Raw genomic sequence first — 18751 nt, forward strand, 5'->3', positions numbered from 1 at the left:
GGCACTGAATCAGTAGCCGCTTTTTCATTTCCTAGGCTCTAGGGTCTGTTTTACACAGGCTCCATCCATTCTTCCCAAGCCGCTTTCACCGCTTCACGTTCTGCTATGAATGCACTGTCATCAACTTCCACAGACGCATCGAGCAGGTTCAGACGATGAATTTCATCGCGCATTGCGACATAGGCATCTCGTAAGGTCAGTGCTTGCGGCGTACTGAGAATGCCCGCTTGTGCCATGTCTTCGAGGATGCGGACGTTATCACTCCATCGGGTCAATGCCGGTTCGTCATTGGCATTTGCCAGCACAAAGAATTGGGTCATAAATTCAATGTCAGTAATTCCGCCCGGATCTTGTTTGATGTGGAATTTGCCCTTCTCTTTGCTACCAAGGTGGTCACGCATTTTATGGCGCATCTCGACCACTTCCTTGCGAAGGGCATCGACGTCGCGCTCTTTCGTCAGCACGCGCTTACGCACATCCGCAAAGCCCTTTGTCAGCAATGCATCACCATAAACCAAGCGGGTACGCACCAGCGCCTGATGCTCCCAGGTCCAGGCTTCTTCGTTCTGGTATTCTTCGAACGATTCGAGCGTTGTCACCAGCATGCCCGAAGCACCAGAGGGGCGAAGGCGGGTATCGATTTCATACAACACGCCTGACGCTGTGCGGGTAGAAAACAGATGGACGATACGCTGAGCCAGTCGCAAATAAAACTGGCGGCTGTCTATCTCTTTCGGGCCGTCAGTGTAGGTGTTATCCGGGCAATCGTGAACAAACACCACATCCAAGTCTGAGTTGTAACCGAGTTCAATACCACCGACTTTGCCGTAACCAATCACCGCAAAGCCTCGGCCATCACGGCCGGACAGGTGAGATGGCTGCCCGTACTTTTCCGTCATCTGATACCAGGCCTGATTCACTACCGCTTCTACAATGGCTTCCGCCAGATAGGTTAAGTGGTCACTTACCTTCATCACTGGCAACACATCAGCAATGTCAGCGGCGGCAATACGGAGCAATTGGGTTTGCTTGAATTGGCGGATGTTTTCCATTTGCTGCTCCATATCCTCTTCCGGGATACGGGCAAGAAAATCAAACAGCTCGTTGCGGTATTGATCGAGTGGCGTTGGGTTGTAGAGGTGTTGCAGATCCAGAAGCTCATCCAGAAGGATCGGGTAATTCGCCAGTTGCTCTGCCACCATTGGGCTTGCACTGCAAAGGCGCACCAATTGGGTGATTGCTCCATGGTGCTCATCGAGAAGTTCCAGGTACGTTGTTCGTGTAGCTATGCGAACCAGCAGCTTGAGCACCCGTTCAAGCACCAACATAGCATCTTCACGACACACAATGTGGCTGAGCATCAGAGGCATCAGGCGGTTTACCACTTCACGGCCGCGAGGGCCCAAGGTGCGTTTTGCTAACTCTTCTTTGAATCGTAGCAATGCTTTGGCCTGCTCTTCAGCGCTTTGCGCCTGCATATCGGTCAGGATCTTCTCAACCAAATCCGGATCGCGTACAGCATCCCAGATCTCACTGAATTCAGCAGCGATCTTCTCTTCTTCGTTTTCCTCTTCGTCGCCAATCAGATTATCGAAGATGTCGTGTACACCCTGCATGTGGTAAGCGATCTTCTCTCGAAGCGCATCCCACTCCGTTTCCCCCATGGCAACAGCAAGGCGCAGCCTGTCACGGTCACTGTCTGGCAAGGTTTGGGTTTGCTTGTCGCCAATAGCCTGTAGCAGGTTTTCCACCCGGCGCAGATAGCGGTACGATGCTTCGAGCGTACCAGCTTCCTTCTCCGGCAGCAGCTCCAGTTCACGAATCGCATTCAAGGTGATAAAAAGACCACGTTTACGCAAAATCGGATCGCGACCGCCTCGGATAAGCTGGAAAGACTGGACGATAAACTCGATTTCACGAATACCACCCGCCCCAAGCTTGATGTTCTCTGTCAGGCCACGGCGACGCACTTCACTGCGGATCATTGCCTTCATACGACGTAGAGACTGGATCGCACTGAAATCGATATATCGGCGGAACACAAAAGGACGCAGCATCTGGCGGAGAGTCTGGTAACAGGCAAACTGCTCTTTCCCCATCACGCGCGCTTTGATCATCGCGTAACGTTCCCAGTCACGCCCCTGCTCCTGATAGTAATCTTCAAGCGCTGCGAAACTCATGACCAATGGGCCACTGTCGCCGAATGGGCGAAGGCGCATGTCGACGCGATAACAGAAACCATCATAGGTTTGCTGATCCAACGCTTTGATCAAACGCTGACCGAGTCGGGTGAAGAACTGGGCATTGGCAATGCTTCGGCGAGCACCTTGGGTTTCGCCGTTCTCAGGGTACGTGAAGATAAGATCGATATCAGAAGAGAAATTCAGCTCACCGCCACCCAGCTTGCCCATGCCGAGGATCAACATTGGCTGTGGATTTCCGTCTGCATCACAGGGCGTTCCCCACTCATTGCAGCAGAAACGGTAAAGCCAGCCGTAAGCTTCCATGATCATGGCTTCTGCCAGTTTGGAGAGATGGGCGAGCCCATCATCAAGGGAAATGGTGTCGTTAAAGTCATGCCACGCCAGCCAAACCATCTCACGTCGACGGAAACGGCGAAGCTCACGCAACAGGCTATTTTCATCCTGCTGGCTATCGAGCTGCTCTTTCAGCAGTTTACGGTATTGCGCGATACGAAGACCGGAGCCGAGATTGTCCTTCAACCAAGGCAGCAGGTTTTCGTCATGAAGCACCGATTCATTGATGAAGTCGCTCAGTGCCAATGTGCGAGAAAGGACTTCCCTGTCAGCACCTTGCCATTGTTCAAGGTTATCAGGCTGTTTTTCAGCCAGAGTGTCGATAGCGCGGGTTGCACAAGCATCCAGTTCCGTGGGAAGCGACATCGGTGTTCTTTCCTTTGATCTTTCTAGTTAACCTTAAAATATCATAAAAAAAGCCCACACAATCGGTGGGCTTCCTCATTCCTAAACGGAAATCAAACCGCGAACTCTTTGATTTTCAGATCCAGCTGTTCTGCATTGCCCTGCATGCTTTCTGAGGTTTCGGCCAGCTCAGTCACCACAGTCACAGACGCTTCCACCAACTCTCGGACATTGGTCAGATTCTGGTTCATCTCATCAGCCACCGAGGCTTGCTGCTCTGCAGCAGTGGCAATATGGAAGTTCATGTCGTTGATTTGGGAGATTTGCTCCACAATCAGGTTCAGTTCTTCACCCGCTTTGCTGACTGACTCTACGCTTTCCACCGCTTCCACCACGCTTTGCTCCATCAGGCCAACCGCCTGCTGAGCAGAAGACTGAAGCTGGGTGATCATATCCTGAATTTCTAAAGTGGCTTTCTGAGTGTTTTGCGCCAGGTTACGAACTTCATCTGCTACCACGGCAAAGCCTCGGCCCATTTCGCCGGCGCGCGCTGCCTCAATGGCCGCATTAAGTGCCAGCAGATTAGTTTGCTCTGAAATCCCCTGAATGGTCACTACCACAGAACTGATTTTCTCAACGCGCTCTTCCACCTGATTGACCACGCTCGCTGACTCTCGGATATCATCAGACAGCTTGTTGATAGTCGAAATCGTGTTGCTCACGTACTGCTGACCGTTCGCCACCTGCTCGCGGGACGCTTCTGTCGCCTGAGAAGCCGCACGCGCATGACCAGCAACATCTTGTACCGTCGACGTCATCTCACTCATGGCTGACGCTAACTGATCGATTTCACCAAACTGCTCTTTGGCAGATTCGCGGGTCTCATCCATGCTGATACTCATCACTTCAGCCATGTCAGACAACTCTTCCGAAGAGTGACGCTGCGTTTTAATCACACTCGACAGTTGAATACGGCTTTTTTCCAGTTCACGCGCCAGTTCACCGAACTCATCTTTGCAGTCCATCACTACTGGCACACTCAGGTTCTTCTGAGCCATGTTACGCATACCGTCAATCAAGCAATTGATTTGGCGAAGCATCAGGTTAGAGCCGCCCAGCAGGATGACCATAAAGGCAACAATCATAAGCGCGGTTTGCCATGCCACCTGAATCAGATAAGCGTTGTAGTATTGTTCTGCCGCGGAATCTGGTTGAGAAGAAATGGACAGCCAATCGGTGCTACCTACCGGCACCGCAATGCCATGGCGCTCTTCATTGGCAAGATGGTAGGTAAATTCACCCTGAGTATTTCGAATCACTTCCGTCAGCATCCGGCCATTTTCAAGTGGCAGGTTCAAACCATCAAAATTACGGATACTTGGGTGCGCCAGAACTTCACCTGTTTTACGGTTGGTGAAGTAGATGTATTGGTTAATTTCGCTGGTTGCGTTTTCTCGGCTCACCACGCGCTGAAGCAGCGATGTGCCGTTCTCTTCTTTCAAAAGCTCTTTTGCCATTTCAGCACTTCGCAATGCCAGACTATGGCTTTGCGCTTCAGTGACCTCACTGACAGAGTCTCGGAACGTATTGGCGTCCCACAGCTGTTTTGCCACCAATAGCAAGGTACTGAAAACCATTAAAAGAATGAGTTTGGGAACCAGTTTGATGTTGGCAACGGCCTTTTCCCAAGGCCTGAATATCATCTGTGACATTCTCGATGACTCCTTGATAGTTGCATCGCCTAAACTGCGATACAGTAGAGAGAAAGCAAGCGGAATAGGGTTAGGTATCTGTCGAGAGTAAACTTCGGTAGAGATGCTGAGCCCTAAAGAACTAACGGCAGCACAGGTTGTTTATTGAGTGATGAGCGAGACCGAAACGAAAAACTTAGATCTGAATCCGATGGGATTGTTGAGTCTGTTGCTTTCCTTTGTCTCACTTTGTGTAGTCACTACCATTTTATTGCTGCCTAAAAGCGACCCTCTTTATACCTTATTGCTAGGCATCGATACGCTGATTTGTCTGATATTTTTGCTACAAATCGCCCTACATCTTCTTAAAAGTGATAACAAAGTCACTTATTTGAAAACACATTGGATAGATATCCTCGCCAGCATTCCTGTGGTCGAAGCATTGCGTTTCGCCCGCATTTTTCAAATCTTCCGTGTCATACGCCTTATTCAACAAAGCCAGTCGCTGCTCACCTACATGAGCGAAAACCGAAACGAAACCACCATGGCGACCATTCTGTTGCTGCTGACGGTTCTTGTTTCCACTGGTTCTGCCGCGGTATTTGCGTTTGAAAGCCCCGCGGTCGAAGCCAACATCACCAGCTTGACTGATGCTATCTGGTGGGTGTTTGTCACCATCTCGACAGTAGGTTATGGCGATTACTACCCTGTGACGCCGGCAGGGCGCGCTGTCGCGGTAATAGTGATTATGTGTGGCGTGGGGATTTTTGGTGCCATCACCGGCCTTGTGACTTCCTATGTCACTAAGCCGGAGAAGAAAGCGCAGGAAAGAGAAGAACGCCGCCGCGAAGCGCTGGAACTGATTCTCACGCAGCAAACTGAAATATTGGAGCGTCTTGCGGCAATTGAAGCCAAGTTGGAGGACAAACCCCCTCCGCAACAAGCAAAAAAATAGCGCCATCAGGCGCTATTTTTCGATATTCAGAATTTAGATATCCCAATAGGGATCAAGCTGTAGGCCAATCTGACGCGATTGCATCATGGCATGCAGCAAAGATTCTTCCTTGCGACCCAGCCATTTCTCGATCTGCGCGCGATCTTCCTCTTCCAAATCTTCATCATCAGCCAGCTTTCTCACTGGCTCAAGCAGCTGAAAGTCTTCAATGCCCTGCAACAAATCCAGCCAAGGAAGACGGAAGGTTTCACGTTCTTCACTGTCATAAAGGGCAGCAACACAGCACCCTGACATCAGGTTTCGGGTCAGGCGCGGCTGTTGATCCAGATACGCAAAACGATCCAGCTCATTACCTTCCGCAAAGACACTCAACAGCTCATCCCAAGATTGGGCCATCGAGCGGTTAGCGAACTGGCGGATTTGCTCACCCAGTTTCTCACGGGCTTTGTCATCCAGGAACGGTTGCCAGCCTCGGGTAAGAATCCAACGGCTCAAATCAAGCAGCAGGTTGCAATAACGGCTTGAGTGCAGGAGTTCCAACACTTCCGCACGCTCTGGCAATTCGTCGTATCGATCAGAAAGTTTCGCCATCAACGGCTTTTGCGCGTTCAGTTTACGCAGGAAGTGACCTTTATCGTCGAGAAGACGCTCAATGGCACGGCCTTCATAAACCCATTCCAGCTCCCCTTCCAGCCATTGCAGCTCCTGACGAAGCAGCGCACTGGCACGACGGGGAATAAGACCGCCGTAAAGCACCAGAGCCTGACGGATAAGCGACACTGCATTACACATCTCGAAGATAGCATTCTGTTCAGGACGCTCTACGTAGATTTGCTCGTGGTAATGCCAGTGGTCGAGCGCGTGCTCGAGCGCTTTCACAAATGATTGCTCTACCGTCATCTGGCCATTCACTTTGACCATGGTCAGCGGTTTCACTGGCTGGCCTTCGTAGCCTGTCGCCAAGCGGTAGCCACGAGCGGCTTTGCTCAAGTTACCCAAACGTAGGCCGCCGCTTTCTGCCAACTCGCGTGCCAATACAAACAGCGCATCCGTCTGACCAGACTTCAGCTCAAGCTCTACTTCGCAAATCGGGTCATAACCGCCCTCTTCCGTTGTGACCTCGCCGCTGTCGAAAGCCAGTTCTACCTGACTGCTGTCAGGCATCGCAAGCAACCACTGCTGGCGCTCAAAATCAGTAGAGAACAAAGGATTCAGGTTAGCACTGAGTGCTTCGATGTCTAAACCTTCTGGCCAGGCATCAGCAGGGATCAAGGAAAGGTCAGGAACCGGAGAGTCCAGTTCTGCATTGTATTCCGGACGTTGATGAAGTCCTGCGACAACGCGTCCTGCGGTTTTCAGTGTCTGCACAAACACGTCGTCATAACGTCTGACACGAAGGCCTATATCATGGCGTCGCAGCAGGTAATCCGGGGTGTCATAGTAAATATTGCCGAGGTCTCGCTGGCGTTGCTGCAATACCTTTAAATCAGCAATTTTGTCCCGGATCTGGCGTGAAAAATCCGTCGAAACAAAAAACTTTAGCTCTATCTCAGTTTCCATAAAGGTACCTATAACCAATAGCAGAACAAGGATATGGATATTCGCTAAGTCGAGCAAGAGACTTTCATTGATCTGAAACGGTATCAATACAAATGTGATTACGATAACATTCGCCGCCTAAATAACCATCGCGTCACCAAAAAGCCATACTCCTGAAATAATCAGATGGCTTTCGGTGTAATATTTAGCCTGATCCTTTGGACAGGTCTTTTAGGTAGATACGGCTATGCCTGTAAATACAATTGTTGGGCTGTTCGCAAAGAGCCCTTTAAAACCTTTGCAACGCCACGTGAGCCGCGTTAATGACTGCTGTTCACTGTTGGTCCCTTTCTTTGAAGCATGTGAGAAAGGCGATTGGGAGCGTGCAGAACAACTGCGCCACGAGATTTCCACGATTGAGAAAGAAGCTGATGTGCTCAAACGTGAAATCCGTCTCAAATTGCCTCGCGGTCTGTTCCTCCCGGTAGATCGTACTGACATGCTCGACCTGCTTATCCAACAGGACAAGCTTGCAAACCTCGCCAAAGACATTGCCGGCCGTGTGATTGGTCGACAACTCCAAGTCCCTTCCTTGCTCTACACCGACTTCGTCGCTTACGTGCAACGTTGTCTGGATGCTGCCGAACAGGCACGTCGCGTTATCAGTGAATTGGATGAACTGCTGGAAACTGGCTTTAAAGGACGTGAAGTCACTCTGGTTGAAGAAATGATCCACCAGTTGGATACCATTGAGGGCGATACTGACTCAATGCAAATCAAGCTTCGCCAGCAATTGATGTCAATCGAGAGTGAATACAACCCGGTTGATGTGATGTTCCTTTACAAGATTCTTGAATGGGTCGGCGCTATCGCTGATCAGGCACAACGTGTTGGCTCGCGTCTAGAGCTGATGCTGTCGCGCTCGTAACGCGCCATTCATCTAAGAGATAACAAGGTAAAACAATGGAAATCCTAGCGAATTACGGCACCATTATTATTTTGGTGGCCGCAGTCTTTGGTTTCATGATGGCTATCGGTATCGGTGCAAATGACGTTGCCAACGCCATGGGTACGTCAGTGGGTTCTAAAGCGCTGACCGTTAAACAAGCCATCATCATTGCGATGATTTTTGAATTTGCCGGCGCTTATCTGGCCGGTGGTGAAGTGACAGACACCATCCGAAAAGGGGTGATTGAAACGTCGCTTTACGCTTCCCAACCTGAAGTGCTGGTTTACGGCATGATGTCTGCGCTGCTGGCTGCAGGCACCTGGCTGCTGGTTGCGTCCTACATGGGCTGGCCGGTTTCCACCACTCACTCCATCATTGGTGCGATCATCGGTTTCGCCTGTGTGTCTGTGGGTACCGAAGCGGTGGATTGGAGCTCGGTGCAAGGCATCGTAGGTAGCTGGCTTGTCACGCCGTTGATTTCCGGTGTGTTCGCTTACGCGATTTTTGTCAGTGCCCAGCGTTTGATTTTTGATACCGACAAACCGCTGATCAATGCCAAGCGTTTCGTACCCGTCTACATGTTCCTGACCGCGATGATTATCGCTATGGTGACGATCAAGAAAGGTCTGAAGCACGTCGGCTTGCATCTTTCTACCGGTGAAGCAGTGATGGTATCCATTGCGGTTTCTTCTCTGATCATGATGTTCGGTTACGTCTACATCAGCCGCAAATACAAAGATGACACGGCAAGCGCAAATGGCTATCAGGGTGTTGAGCGCGTATTCAGCCTGTTGATGGTCGTGACAGCCTGTGCGATGGCATTCGCGCACGGTTCTAACGACGTAGCAAACGCGATTGGTCCACTGTCGGCTATCGTTTCTACCGTTGAACACATGGGCCAAATCACCGAGAAGAGCACCATTGCATGGTGGATTCTGCCTCTGGGTGGTATCGGTATCGTGGTGGGTCTGGCAACTTTGGGTCACAAAGTGATGGCGACCGTCGGTTCTGGTATTACTGAGCTAACACCAAGCCGTGGCTTCGCCGCTCAGCTGGCAACCGCATCAACGGTTGTTCTGGCATCTGGTACGGGCCTTCCTATCTCTACCACGCAAACGCTGGTCGGTGCAGTGTTGGGTGTTGGTTTTGCCCGTGGTATCGGTGCTCTGAATCTGGGTGTCGTGCGTAATATCGTGGCTTCTTGGGTAGTCACCCTACCAGCCGGTGCGCTGCTTGCAGTGATTTTCTTCTACGTTATGCAGGCTGCATTCGGCGTATAAGACAAACTAAGAAAGGCATTTCAGTCACGTTTTTGTGCAGTGATGTCAGTCTTCGGTCAAAAAAGGGAGGTTATGCCTCCCTTTTGTTGTACCTGAACCCCAAAATTTTTTAGTATTTGGCACAAACAGATACTCACGACCAAAACAAAGGAATACTCCGTGAAGCAACTTTTCTCTGCCCTGGCTGTACTTATGATGCTGGCGGTCCCTGCTGCACATGCGAAGGACAACTACATCTCAGATGAGCTTTTCACTTACATGCATTCTGGCCCGGGCACCCAGTTCCGTATTATCGGCAGTGTGGATGCGGGCACGAAAGTAACAGTTGTGGACAGTAACCGTAACGCTGGCTACACCCAAGTTATCGATGATCGTGGTCGTAAAGGCTGGGTTGAGACCAAGTATGTTTCTAACCAACCAGGCCTGAAAGTTCGTGTACCTGCATTGGAAGAAGAACTGAAGCAGGTAAAAGAAGCACTGTCGAGTGCACAAGGCGACGCGGAAGCAAAAACCAAAGGCCTGATTGAGTCGCTGGATCAGCGCAACGCACAGGTGAAAGAGCTGGAGCAACACACCAGCGAACTGAACCAGAAGCTGATCGATGCGCAAACTGAAATCCGCGAACTGCGCGCGCGTATCGACACTCAGAAAGATGATCTGCTGATGCGCTACTTTGCTTACGGTGGCATGGTTGCGGGTGGTGGCCTGTTGTTTGGTCTTATCCTGCCGCACCTGATCCCACGCCGCAAGAAGCGTAATAACGGTTGGGCGTAAGCGATAACCGAAAAACAATAAAAAAGCCGCGGAAGCGGCTTTTTTGTTTTTTGAATCAGCGCAAAAGGTCACAGCGTTTGGCTCTTGCTGCTTTTCCCAGACCCTAGGCCCTAGGTCCTAGGTCCTAGGAAAAAACTCTAGAGGCGAACTCTTGAATTACCATGTCGTCAGCGCTGGAATGGCGATAAGCGCATCTTCAAACTGCACCACCACTTGCTGAGGCTCGATACCTCGGAGTAACACACCATCTGCCACGAACTGACCTTCACGGGCTTCTTTTCCATTTACCTTCACCCAACGGTTACTCTCATTAGAGGTATAGATATGGGTTTGAAAGTCCATCGCAGGTAAGCGATTCAATTGCGCAGAATTCAGTTCAGCAATCGGCACGACATTACTCTCTGGCTGAGCGCGGTCCAATTTCGCTTCTAGGGTACGCGACTTATCACTGCCCATGGCGGCTTCGACTTTCTGTGCCAATTCAGGAGAAAGCTCAGACAAGTCCAAATCTTCCAGTGTTAGCTCGTTATTCCCTTTCAGTTGTGTCTGATTCGGCGCGGTAAAGGTTGTGCTGCCGATTTCTACCACTTCAGGCTCTGACGGCTCAGACTGAGCAATCTCTTCTTCCACAACTGCCTCAATGACAGGCTGCGGCAAAGGCTCAAGCGCGAGTTCAAAGACATCTGAATCTGGCATCACCACAATCTCGCCATCTGAAAGCGCCAGCTTTTCGCCCGGTGTAGCATCAATGCTGCCCACCAGCGTTGGCCCAGGCATTTGCAGCACAGAGTCCAGAACCATAAAGGTCATCGCACCAGGGATACCGTCAGCATCCAAGCCTTTGCTGCGCTGGAACTCACGCACTTTCACGCGCTGCTCCTGACCAAAGGTATTAGATACCGGCGCATTCTCGCCCAGCACCAGATTCAGGCGCTGATCCAGCCACTGAACGCGCTCTCCACGCTGACCAAAGCGGATAAAGTTAGGGTTACCCAATGGCGGACGCCAAAGCACCAAGGCTTCGCCGCTCCAGTATTGGTTCAGGAATTCTTCGCTCACCAGCAGACGTTTGTCCGCAGCCAGCAATTCAAACTGACCGTCACCTCTGCCATACAGCACCGCAAACCAGTTTTGGCCACCAGTGCCGTTCATTTCAAGCACTGCGGGGCGGTCGATGGTCAACAATTGGGAAAGCGGTAAGTTTCCTTTAAAGCAGGCAAGCTCTCCACGTACTTCTGATGAACAGCCCGCCGCCAACACATCGGCATCAAAGCCCCAAAGCTTATAAAGGGACTGCATCGATGAACCTGCGCTCAGGCTCTCACGAGTCACTTCGCTAAGTGGCAAAGTGACAATAGTCTGGACCGGCTTGTTAGCCTCGACTTTCACCACAGGTGTTGGCTCGGAAACAACAACAGGCGCTGGTTGTTCAACCACTTCAACAGCAGCTGGCTGAGTGACAACCACAGGAGCAGGAGATTCTGTGGCGACCACAATCGCTTCGTCCTCGCTGCCAACACCAAGTCCAACCCGAATAGCGATAGCAAGTAAGGCTGCACCACCGATCGCACCTGCATAAACAGGCCAATAACGTTTGTAGTCAGTCTGTGGCTTGCTTTGTACCACGCCCTGCCATTCCAATACGTCCTGACAAGCACGCGCCGCGATGGCTTTATTGACCTTCTGGCGCGATTCTTTAAACGCCATCTTCAGCGCTTTATCACACACCAGGTTCACCAGACGCGGCACACCGCCCGTCTCGTTGGCAATCAGCTTAATAGCAGCCCCATCAAACAAAGGCTCCAAACCACCCGCGCAGCTGATACGGTGCGTGATGTATTGATGTACTTCATCCGGCGTGAGCGGCATCAGGTGATAACGCGCGGTAATGCGCTGAGCAAGCTGACGAAGATTGGACTGACGCAGCATTTGCTGCAGCTCAGGCTGACCAATCAGAATCACTTTTAACAGCTTGCGGTAAGAGGTTTCGATATTGGTCAGAAGACGAAGCTGCTCCAACACATCAGGCATTAAATGCTGGGCTTCATCCACCAGCAACACAGTTTGGATGCCTTTGGATTCGTTATTGAACAGCTTATCGGATATGGCGTCATAGAGGCGTTTGAAGCTATCGTCCTCTTTGTATTCCACGCCCAGCTCATCGCAAAGCGTTTGAAGCAGTTCGAGAACAGACACACTCGGATTCAGGATCGTTGCAACCTGCGTTTTCTCAGGCATGCGATCCAACAAGGCTTTCATGGTGGTGGTTTTACCCGTCCCCACCTCGCCGGTTAACAGTGCCAAACCACCGCCATCCTCAATGCCATTCAAGACATGACTCAGCGCTTCTTTGTGCCTTTCGCTCAAAAAGTAAAATTTAGGATTAGGCACGATCGCAAATGGCGACTCGGTTAACCGGAAAAAGTCTTGGTACATGAATATTTCTCTGTTCCCTCAATGGCTCGCAAGGTAGCGCGGCCTAAAGATGAAGTAAAGCCAGTCACAGCTTCAGACTGTGTAATCAGGGACAGGTTCGCAGCTTTTACACACATCCCTGTATTCTGCGCACGGTTCGCGCCTGCATAGACCCATGGTTTCAGTATATGATGATCACATTATTGCTTAGATTTCGGATAGTAATGTGAAAACCTACCTTGTCGGCGGTGCCGTTCGCGACGAACTCCTCGGTCTGGAAGTCAAAGATCGGGACTGGGTCGTGGTCGGCACAGACATTGATTCCATGCTAAACGCTGGTTACCAGCAAGTGGGCTCGGACTTCCCCGTTTTCCTCCACCCTAAAACCCATGAAGAACATGCACTGGCGCGGACAGAACGTAAATCAGGTAAAGGCTACACGGGTTTTGTTTGTGATTTCGCACCTGATGTCACGCTGGAAGAAGACCTGCAGCGACGTGATCTGACCATCAATGCCATTGCGAAAGCCGAAGATGGATCTCTGATTGACCCTTACGGTGGCCAGCAAGATCTCAACGATCGCCTGCTTCGCCATGTTTCCCCTGCTTTTGTAGAAGACCCGCTACGTGTGCTGCGCGTTGCACGCTTTGCGGCAAGATTTCATCATCTTGGTTTTCGCGTGGCTGATGAAACCCTCGCGATGATGCAGGAAATCGTCGAAAGCGGCGAGCTTGACGCCCTGACCGCCGAGCGCGTCTGGAAAGAATGGGAAAAGTCACTCACTTCCCAGCATCCTGAAGTGTTCTTAAGTGTGCTGCGCGACTGCGGCGCATTGACTGTCGTGCTGCCTGAGATAGATGCCCTGTTCGGCGTACCTCAGCCCGAACAGTGGCATCCGGAAATCGACACCGGTATTCACACCCTAATGGTCGCCAGACAAGCTGCACTGCTGACGGAAGACCCAGTCATCCGCTTTGCTGCTCAAGTTCATGATTTGGGCAAGGGGCTGACACCACAGGAAGAGTGGCCAAGCCACAAGCTACATACCAAGCTCGGTTTGAAACCGATTAAAGCCCTGTGTGAGCGCATCCGTGTACCGAACGCCTACCGCGACGCCGCGCTTCTGGTCTGCGCCGAGCACACCAATGTGCACAACGCGGGCGAGTTAAAAGCCGCCACTTTCGTCAAGATATTCGACCGCAATGACTGCTGGCGAAAGCCCGAGAAAATCCCTCAGCTCGCCACGGCGAGCAAAGCTGATCATCAGGGCCGCACAGGCTTTGAAGAGCGTGATTATCCGCAGTCTGAATGGCTGACCGGCGCATTTGATGCAGCAAGTGCTGTGGAAGTGAAACCGATTGTCGCTGCAGGTTTTAAAGGCCCAGCAATACGGGAAGAGCTGACAAAGCAGCGAATTGAAGCGGTGAAAAAGTATCTGGAAGGGAATAGGGTCCTAGGGTCCTAGGGTCCTAGGGTCCTAGGGTCCTAGAAGGCAGTATCTCCAACTTCAGACGTAAAAAAGCGGCACTGTTAGCAGTTGCCGCTTTTTCTATTCCTAGGATCTGCTCTTGCTATTCCTAGGGCCTAGGATCTGCTTTTCCAAGCCCTCAAGCTCTTATCGCGTCGCCAGGAACGCCATTAGGCCAAGACCCAGCGCCACACGGTAAATCACAAATGGCTTCATGCCCATCTTGGTGACGAGTTTCAGGAACCAGTGGATACACGCATACGCACTGATGAAAGAAACCAGTACACCAGTCATGATAGGTGCCCACATGACAGGTACGTCACTTTTCACCAGACCAAGGCCAAGGTAAGAACCCGCCAGTACGATGATTGGAATCGACATCAGGAAAGAAAAACGCGCCGCAGCTTCACGGGTGTAACCCAGGTAAAGGGCCATGGTCATGGTCGCGCCAGAACGGGAAGTACCCGGGATCATCGCCAGCGCCTGTGCAATACCAATCCACAGCGCCATTTTCGGCGTGGTTTTGTATTCGTCAAACTCGCATTTGGCTTTCACATCAACCCACCAAAGCAGCAGGCCGAAAACAATACAGGTCACCGCAATCACCCACGCTGAACGCAGATAAATTTCGATGATATCTTTCATGAAAAGGCCAAACAGACAGGCCGGAATCGTCGCCAGTGCAATCATCCATGCCAGCGTGGCATCAGAAGAACGCTCGCCTTTGAAGATGGAGCGGAAGAATGCGCCCAGCAATTGCGTTACTTCCTTTCGGAAGTAGCCCACAACAGCAAGCAAGGTACCCACGTGAACAGCAACATCAAAGGCTAAGCCCTGATCCTGCCAACCTAGAATTTCTGACGGAAGAATAAGATGCGCAGAGCTTGAGACGGGGAGGAACTCCGTCAGACCCTGAATTAAAGCCAGCGCAAAGGCTTCAAACATGCTCATAGTTTTAAGTCACTTATAGTTATTAAAGGGAAAAATCGGTCACCGGCCAAAGGGGTTGTTCTTCAGAGAATGCCTCCCACGCTTCTTGATAAGTTTTGTCATCACCCGGAATGATCTGGTCAGGGCAAAGCTCTGCCAATGGCCATAGGGTAAAAGCAAACTTGTAGACATCATTACGTGGCAAAGCTGGCCCAGAAGGCTGAGACAACTCACCGTAAGTCAGCAAATCGATATCCAACGTGCGATCACGGAACTTGATAGCATCTCGCTCACGCCCCCAGCGCGATTCAATCTCACGCAATGCAGCCATAATGCCTTCGAGGCTCAGTTCGGTATGAAGTTCAACGACAAGGTTATAAAAATTAGGACCTTCGAAGCCGACGGGAACAGCTTCAAAAATGCGGGAGCAACGACATTGAGGGTCGAGTTCCCTGAGTGCAGCAATACCTTCAGAGATATGATGCTCGCGCTCAATGTTCGAGCCGACGCTCACGAGAACCTGAGTCACTTGGCGCCTCGCTCAATCACCACACCCACGGTGCGGGCCTGAGGCACAGCACCTGGCTTGCTCACTTTTACGCGAACCCAAGGCACAGAGAATTGGGACTGGATCAGCGCCGCAATTTCTTCAGCAACGCGTTCCACAAGGAGAAAACGGCCGTTTTCGACCAAATCGATAATCGCACCACTCACTGAGGCATAGTCCAGTGCGTAAGCCACATCATCGCTATCTGCCGCAGGTTTATTGTCGTGTGCCATTTCAATATCAAACACCAGCTTCTGTTTGATTTGTTGTTCCCAGTCGTAGACGCCGATAGTGGTCACGACTTCAAGCTGCTCAATAAATACTAAATCCATGTTCACTCAAAAATATCAGAGGTCGGATACCCATTATGCGCAAAAGCACGTAACATCGGCTCAACCAGCGCCATGGCAAAAATAGCCTGAGCGCTCATTATATCTACACAATATCCTTAAAAAATTGGATACTTTGTGTCTGGTGCGCGAACTATACCAAGTTCTCGCCGCCCTAGCGAATGTTCAAACTGGATGACTGAATGACTGCTTTTGGCCTATTGATGATCGTACTTGCATATTTACTGGGTTCCATATCCAGCGCAGTATTGATCTGTCGTCTCTATGGCCTGCCAGACCCACGAGAACAAGGCTCAGGTAATCCAGGTGCGACCAATGTATTCCGCTTAGGTGGTCGGCTCGCTGCGGCACTCGTGCTGCTGTGCGACATGCTCAAAGGCACTATTCCTGTCTGGGTAAGCTACCTGTTGGGCGTCAATCCTTTCATGCTTGGCCTGATTGGTATCGCTGCCTGCCTCGGCCACATCTACCCCATCTTCTTTCATTTTCGTGGCGGTAAAGGGGTCGCAACTGCACTCGGTGCCATTGCACCTATAGGCTTAGATCTCACCGGCATGATGTTAGGGACATGGATAGCTGCCGTTTTAGTCACGGGCTATTCTTCTGTCGGCGCACTTCTCGCGTCTTTGTTTGCCCCACTCTTTACGTGGATGGTCAAACCCCAGTTCACCATGCCTGTCGCCATGCTCTCCTGTCTTATCATTTTCCGCCATCAGGAAAACATTAAACGTCTCATCCGTGGCGAAGAGCAGAAGATCTGGAACAAAAAGAAGAAGCTGACAGAGAGTGAAGAGCAGGAAGGGAAAGAGATTTGAGGTCCTAGGGTCCTAGGATCCTAGGTACTAGAGCAATGAATACTGAATACTGAATACTGAAAGCAGTCTTACCTTCTTTAGAAAAAAACAAAAAGCGGCACTGAAATTCAGTTGCCGCTTTTTCTGTTCTATGAGCTCTGCTTTTGCTCTTCCTAGGATCTAGGACCTTTCTTTTCCTAGGACCTGTTCTTCACTCTTACCCTTCAATCGGCTTAAGCGTATCAATCGGCCAGCGTGGGAAAGCTTTCACGCCCAAATCATTGTGCTCGCCGTTTTTCAGGCGCTGCATGCCAGCGTAAGCAATCATGGCACCGTTGTCGGTACAGAACTCAGTGCGTGGGTAGTAAACTTCACCACCGATATTGTTCGCCAGCTCTTCAAGCTTGGCGCGCAGATGACGGTTAGCACTCACGCCGCCAGCAATCACCACACGCTTCATACCGCACTGCTTTAACGCACGCTTACACTTGATCACCAAGGTATCTACGACAGCATCTTCAAACGCACGGGCGATATCAGCGCGGGTTTGGTCGTCATTGTCATTGGCAGCAATGGTATTGGCAGTGAAGGTTTTCAGGCCAGAGAAGCTCATATCCAGACCCGGTACATTGGTCATTGGACGTGGGAAAGTAAAGCGGCTGCTGTCGCCCTTTTCTGCCAGTTTAGAAAGCAGAGGGCCGCCTGGGTAATCCAGGTTCATCAGCTTCGCGGTTTTGTCGAACGCTTCACCGGCAGCATCATCAATCGATTCACCAAGGATCTGGTATTCACCGATACCTTTTACTTCAACGATCATCGAGTGACCGCCAGAGACCAGCAGCGCAATAAACGGGAACGGAGGAGGGTTATCTTCCAGCATCGGCGCTAGCAAGTGACCTTCCATATGATGAACTGCCACCGCAGGAATGTCCCACGCATAAGCCAGACTTCGGCCAATCGTCGCGCCGACCAAAAGCGCACCCACCAGCCCCGGGCCTGCCGTATAAGCCACGCCATCCAAGTCTTTCGGCGTCAGGCCCGCTTCTTTCAGCGCAGCTTTAACCAGCGGAATCGTCTTCTTAACATGATCGCGAGAAGCCAGTTCAGGCACCACACCGCCGTAATCAGCATGCAGTTTTACCTGGCTGTATAACTGGTGCGCTAACAGACCTTTTTCATCATCATAAATAGCCACGCCGGTCTCATCGCACGACGTCTCGATGCCCAGAATTCGCATAACACCTCAGCTCACTTGGATCACAGATCGATCCGCTTTCGATCTGCTGGTTTCTAAATCAGGCGGCAATCTTACATGGGCGGCATCAAATTCACCAGTTATGCTTTACAAGCACCCTAGTATCGGATTAGAATTCCGCACCATTTTTAATCAAAGCTGGTCAATCTGTCTCCAGCGATAACTGACTAACCCCTGAGGTGAAAGGCACATGCCAGTAGTTAAAGTACGTGAAAACGAACCATTCGACGTAGCACTGCGTCGCTTCAAGCGCTCTTGTGAAAAAGCAGGTATCCTTTCTGAAGTTCGCCGTCGTGAGCACTTCGAAAAGCCGACTACCGTTCGCAAACGCGCTAAAGCAGCTGCAGTTAAACGCCACCTGAAAAAGCTGGCTCGCGAAAACGCACGTCGCGTTCGCCTGTACTAATTACGATTAATACAGGATTGCGAGATGGAATTGATTGAACGTCTGAAAGACGAACAAAAAACGGCGATGAAAGCCAAAGACAAACCTCGTCTTGGCACTATCCGTTTGATCATGGCTGCAATTAAACAGCAAGAAGTTGACGGTCAGAAAACTCTGAACGAAGACGAAGTGCTGGCAGTGATGACCAAAATGGTTAAGCAGCGTCGTGATTCTGTTTCGCAATATCAGTCAGCAGGCCGTGATGACCTGGCTGATGTGGAACTGGCAGAAATTTCCGTTCTGGAAGAGTTCATGCCAAAGCCACTCAGCGACGAAGAAGTTGATGCTCTGGTGAAAGAAGCCATCGCAACTTCTGGAGCAGGCTCCATGCAAGACATGGGTAAAGTCATGGCCGTTCTGAAACCTTTGGTTCAGGGCCGAGCTGACATGGGTAAAATCAGCCAATTGGTTAAAGCTAATCTGGCTTAACTTTTATCCGACCTGCAAACAAGCCGTGCTATCCATTTTTGGAGTGCG

At 50.9% G+C, this 18751-nt stretch carries 16 protein-coding genes; 8 read left to right on the forward strand and 8 right to left on the reverse strand.

The window, feature by feature from the left end; translation table 11 throughout:
- Positions 1-50 precede the first annotated feature (50 nt).
- Both glnE and QL223_RS10820 read right to left on the reverse strand, forming a co-directional pair.
- The gene (glnE, locus tag QL223_RS10815) at positions 51-2903 is read right to left on the reverse strand and encodes a bifunctional [glutamate--ammonia ligase]-adenylyl-L-tyrosine phosphorylase/[glutamate--ammonia-ligase] adenylyltransferase (RefSeq protein ID WP_281544746.1); all 2853 of its coding nucleotides are present in this window, start codon (positions 2901-2903) and stop codon (positions 51-53) included.
- A 92-nt stretch (positions 2904-2995) separates the two neighbouring features.
- On the reverse strand, positions 2996-4594 hold the full coding sequence (locus tag QL223_RS10820; protein ID WP_281544747.1) for a methyl-accepting chemotaxis protein: 1599 nt from the start codon (positions 4592-4594) through the stop codon (positions 2996-2998).
- A gap of 151 nt (positions 4595-4745) precedes the next feature.
- Between QL223_RS10820 and QL223_RS10825 the strand changes: the two genes are divergently transcribed.
- Positions 4746-5528 carry a potassium channel family protein gene (locus QL223_RS10825; protein ID WP_002537641.1) on the forward strand — a complete coding sequence of 261 codons (783 nt, stop codon included), beginning with the start codon at positions 4746-4748 and terminating at the stop codon, positions 5526-5528.
- 33 nt (positions 5529-5561) lie between these two features.
- On the opposite strand, the gene QL223_RS10830 is transcribed toward QL223_RS10825, so the two are convergent.
- Positions 5562-7088, reverse strand: a complete 1527-nt coding sequence (locus tag QL223_RS10830) for an inorganic triphosphatase (RefSeq protein WP_281544748.1) — start codon at positions 7086-7088, stop codon at positions 5562-5564.
- 226 nt (positions 7089-7314) lie between these two features.
- Here QL223_RS10830 and QL223_RS10835 point away from each other — a divergent pair, with 226 nt between their 5' ends.
- The 3 genes from QL223_RS10835 to QL223_RS10845 all read left to right on the forward strand — a co-directional run bounded on the left by QL223_RS10835 (position 7315) and on the right by QL223_RS10845 (position 10070).
- Entirely contained in the window at positions 7315-7995 is a 681-nt protein-coding gene (locus QL223_RS10835) for a TIGR00153 family protein (protein ID WP_002537643.1), read from the forward strand.
- 35 nt (positions 7996-8030) lie between these two features.
- On the forward strand, positions 8031-9296 hold the full coding sequence (locus QL223_RS10840; RefSeq protein WP_002537644.1) for an inorganic phosphate transporter: 1266 nt from the start codon (positions 8031-8033) through the stop codon (positions 9294-9296).
- 159 nt (positions 9297-9455) lie between these two features.
- A complete protein-coding gene (locus QL223_RS10845) occupies positions 9456-10070 on the forward strand; it encodes a TIGR04211 family SH3 domain-containing protein (RefSeq protein ID WP_002537645.1) in 615 nt (204 codons plus the stop codon).
- A gap of 156 nt (positions 10071-10226) precedes the next feature.
- On the opposite strand, the gene QL223_RS10850 is transcribed toward QL223_RS10845, so the two are convergent.
- Entirely contained in the window at positions 10227-12506 is a 2280-nt protein-coding gene (locus tag QL223_RS10850; RefSeq protein WP_281544749.1) for an AAA family ATPase, read from the reverse strand.
- Positions 12507-12711: 205 nt separating this feature from the next.
- Between QL223_RS10850 and QL223_RS10855 the strand changes: the two genes are divergently transcribed.
- On the forward strand, positions 12712-13950 hold the full coding sequence (locus QL223_RS10855) for a multifunctional CCA addition/repair protein (protein ID WP_281544750.1): 1239 nt from the start codon (positions 12712-12714) through the stop codon (positions 13948-13950).
- 150 nt (positions 13951-14100) lie between these two features.
- Here the strand turns inward: QL223_RS10855 and QL223_RS10860 are convergent, their stop codons facing one another.
- The 3 genes from QL223_RS10860 to folB are packed head-to-tail and all read right to left on the reverse strand — an operon-like array spanning position 14101 to position 15768.
- Entirely contained in the window at positions 14101-14904 is an 804-nt protein-coding gene (locus QL223_RS10860; RefSeq protein ID WP_002537649.1) for an undecaprenyl-diphosphate phosphatase, read from the reverse strand.
- 22 nt (positions 14905-14926) lie between these two features.
- On the reverse strand, positions 14927-15412 hold the full coding sequence (gene folK / locus QL223_RS10865) for a 2-amino-4-hydroxy-6-hydroxymethyldihydropteridine diphosphokinase (RefSeq protein ID WP_046304100.1): 486 nt from the start codon (positions 15410-15412) through the stop codon (positions 14927-14929).
- Entirely contained in the window at positions 15409-15768 is a 360-nt protein-coding gene (folB, locus tag QL223_RS10870) for a bifunctional dihydroneopterin aldolase/7,8-dihydroneopterin epimerase (RefSeq protein WP_039849772.1), read from the reverse strand. The genes folK and folB overlap by 4 nt, the downstream gene beginning before the upstream one ends.
- 194 nt (positions 15769-15962) lie before the next feature.
- Between folB and plsY the strand changes: the two genes are divergently transcribed.
- Complete coding sequence (gene plsY / locus QL223_RS10875) at positions 15963-16595, forward strand: glycerol-3-phosphate 1-O-acyltransferase PlsY (RefSeq protein WP_281544751.1); 633 nt, start codon at positions 15963-15965, stop codon at positions 16593-16595.
- Between the two features lie 196 nt (positions 16596-16791).
- On the opposite strand, the gene tsaD is transcribed toward plsY, so the two are convergent.
- Positions 16792-17811: a tRNA (adenosine(37)-N6)-threonylcarbamoyltransferase complex transferase subunit TsaD gene (gene tsaD / locus QL223_RS10880; RefSeq protein ID WP_002537654.1), complete on the reverse strand. Its 1020-nt coding sequence runs from the start codon at positions 17809-17811 to the stop codon at positions 16792-16794.
- A gap of 208 nt (positions 17812-18019) precedes the next feature.
- Here tsaD and rpsU point away from each other — a divergent pair, with 208 nt between their 5' ends.
- Both rpsU and QL223_RS10890 read left to right on the forward strand, forming a co-directional pair.
- Positions 18020-18235 (forward strand): 30S ribosomal protein S21, encoded by a 216-nt coding sequence (rpsU, locus tag QL223_RS10885; protein WP_002537656.1) that lies wholly within the window; start codon positions 18020-18022, stop codon positions 18233-18235.
- 24 nt (positions 18236-18259) lie between these two features.
- Positions 18260-18703 carry a GatB/YqeY domain-containing protein gene (locus QL223_RS10890; protein ID WP_002537657.1) on the forward strand — a complete coding sequence of 148 codons (444 nt, stop codon included), beginning with the start codon at positions 18260-18262 and terminating at the stop codon, positions 18701-18703.
- Positions 18704-18751: the final 48 nt, after the last annotated feature.

Origin of the sequence: Grimontia sp. SpTr1, assembly GCF_947387585.1 — a bacterium.
GTDB classification, from domain to species: domain Bacteria; phylum Pseudomonadota; class Gammaproteobacteria; order Enterobacterales; family Vibrionaceae; genus Enterovibrio; species Enterovibrio indicus.

Excerpts from the sequence above, each read along its gene's own strand:
- QL223_RS10840 (WP_002537644.1), top strand. The coding sequence starts at position 8,031 with ATGGAAATCCTAGCGAATTACGGCACCATTATTATTTTGGTGGCCGCA.
- QL223_RS10820 (WP_281544747.1), bottom strand. The coding sequence starts at position 4,594 with ATGTCACAGATGATATTCAGGCCTTGGGAAAAGGCCGTTGCCAACATC.
- QL223_RS10860 (WP_002537649.1), bottom strand. The coding sequence starts at position 14,904 with ATGAGCATGTTTGAAGCCTTTGCGCTGGCTTTAATTCAGGGTCTGACG.
- QL223_RS10890 (WP_002537657.1), top strand. The coding sequence starts at position 18,260 with ATGGAATTGATTGAACGTCTGAAAGACGAACAAAAAACGGCGATGAAA.
- tsaD (WP_002537654.1), bottom strand. The coding sequence starts at position 17,811 with ATGCGAATTCTGGGCATCGAGACGTCGTGCGATGAGACCGGCGTGGCT.
- QL223_RS10850 (WP_281544749.1), bottom strand. The coding sequence starts at position 12,506 with ATGTACCAAGACTTTTTCCGGTTAACCGAGTCGCCATTTGCGATCGTG.
- QL223_RS10825 (WP_002537641.1), top strand. The coding sequence starts at position 4,746 with ATGAGCGAGACCGAAACGAAAAACTTAGATCTGAATCCGATGGGATTG.
- QL223_RS10835 (WP_002537643.1), top strand. The coding sequence starts at position 7,315 with ATGCCTGTAAATACAATTGTTGGGCTGTTCGCAAAGAGCCCTTTAAAA.
- glnE (WP_281544746.1), bottom strand. The coding sequence starts at position 2,903 with ATGTCGCTTCCCACGGAACTGGATGCTTGTGCAACCCGCGCTATCGAC.
- rpsU (WP_002537656.1), top strand. The coding sequence starts at position 18,020 with ATGCCAGTAGTTAAAGTACGTGAAAACGAACCATTCGACGTAGCACTG.
- plsY (WP_281544751.1), top strand. The coding sequence starts at position 15,963 with ATGACTGCTTTTGGCCTATTGATGATCGTACTTGCATATTTACTGGGT.
- QL223_RS10830 (WP_281544748.1), bottom strand. The coding sequence starts at position 7,088 with ATGGAAACTGAGATAGAGCTAAAGTTTTTTGTTTCGACGGATTTTTCA.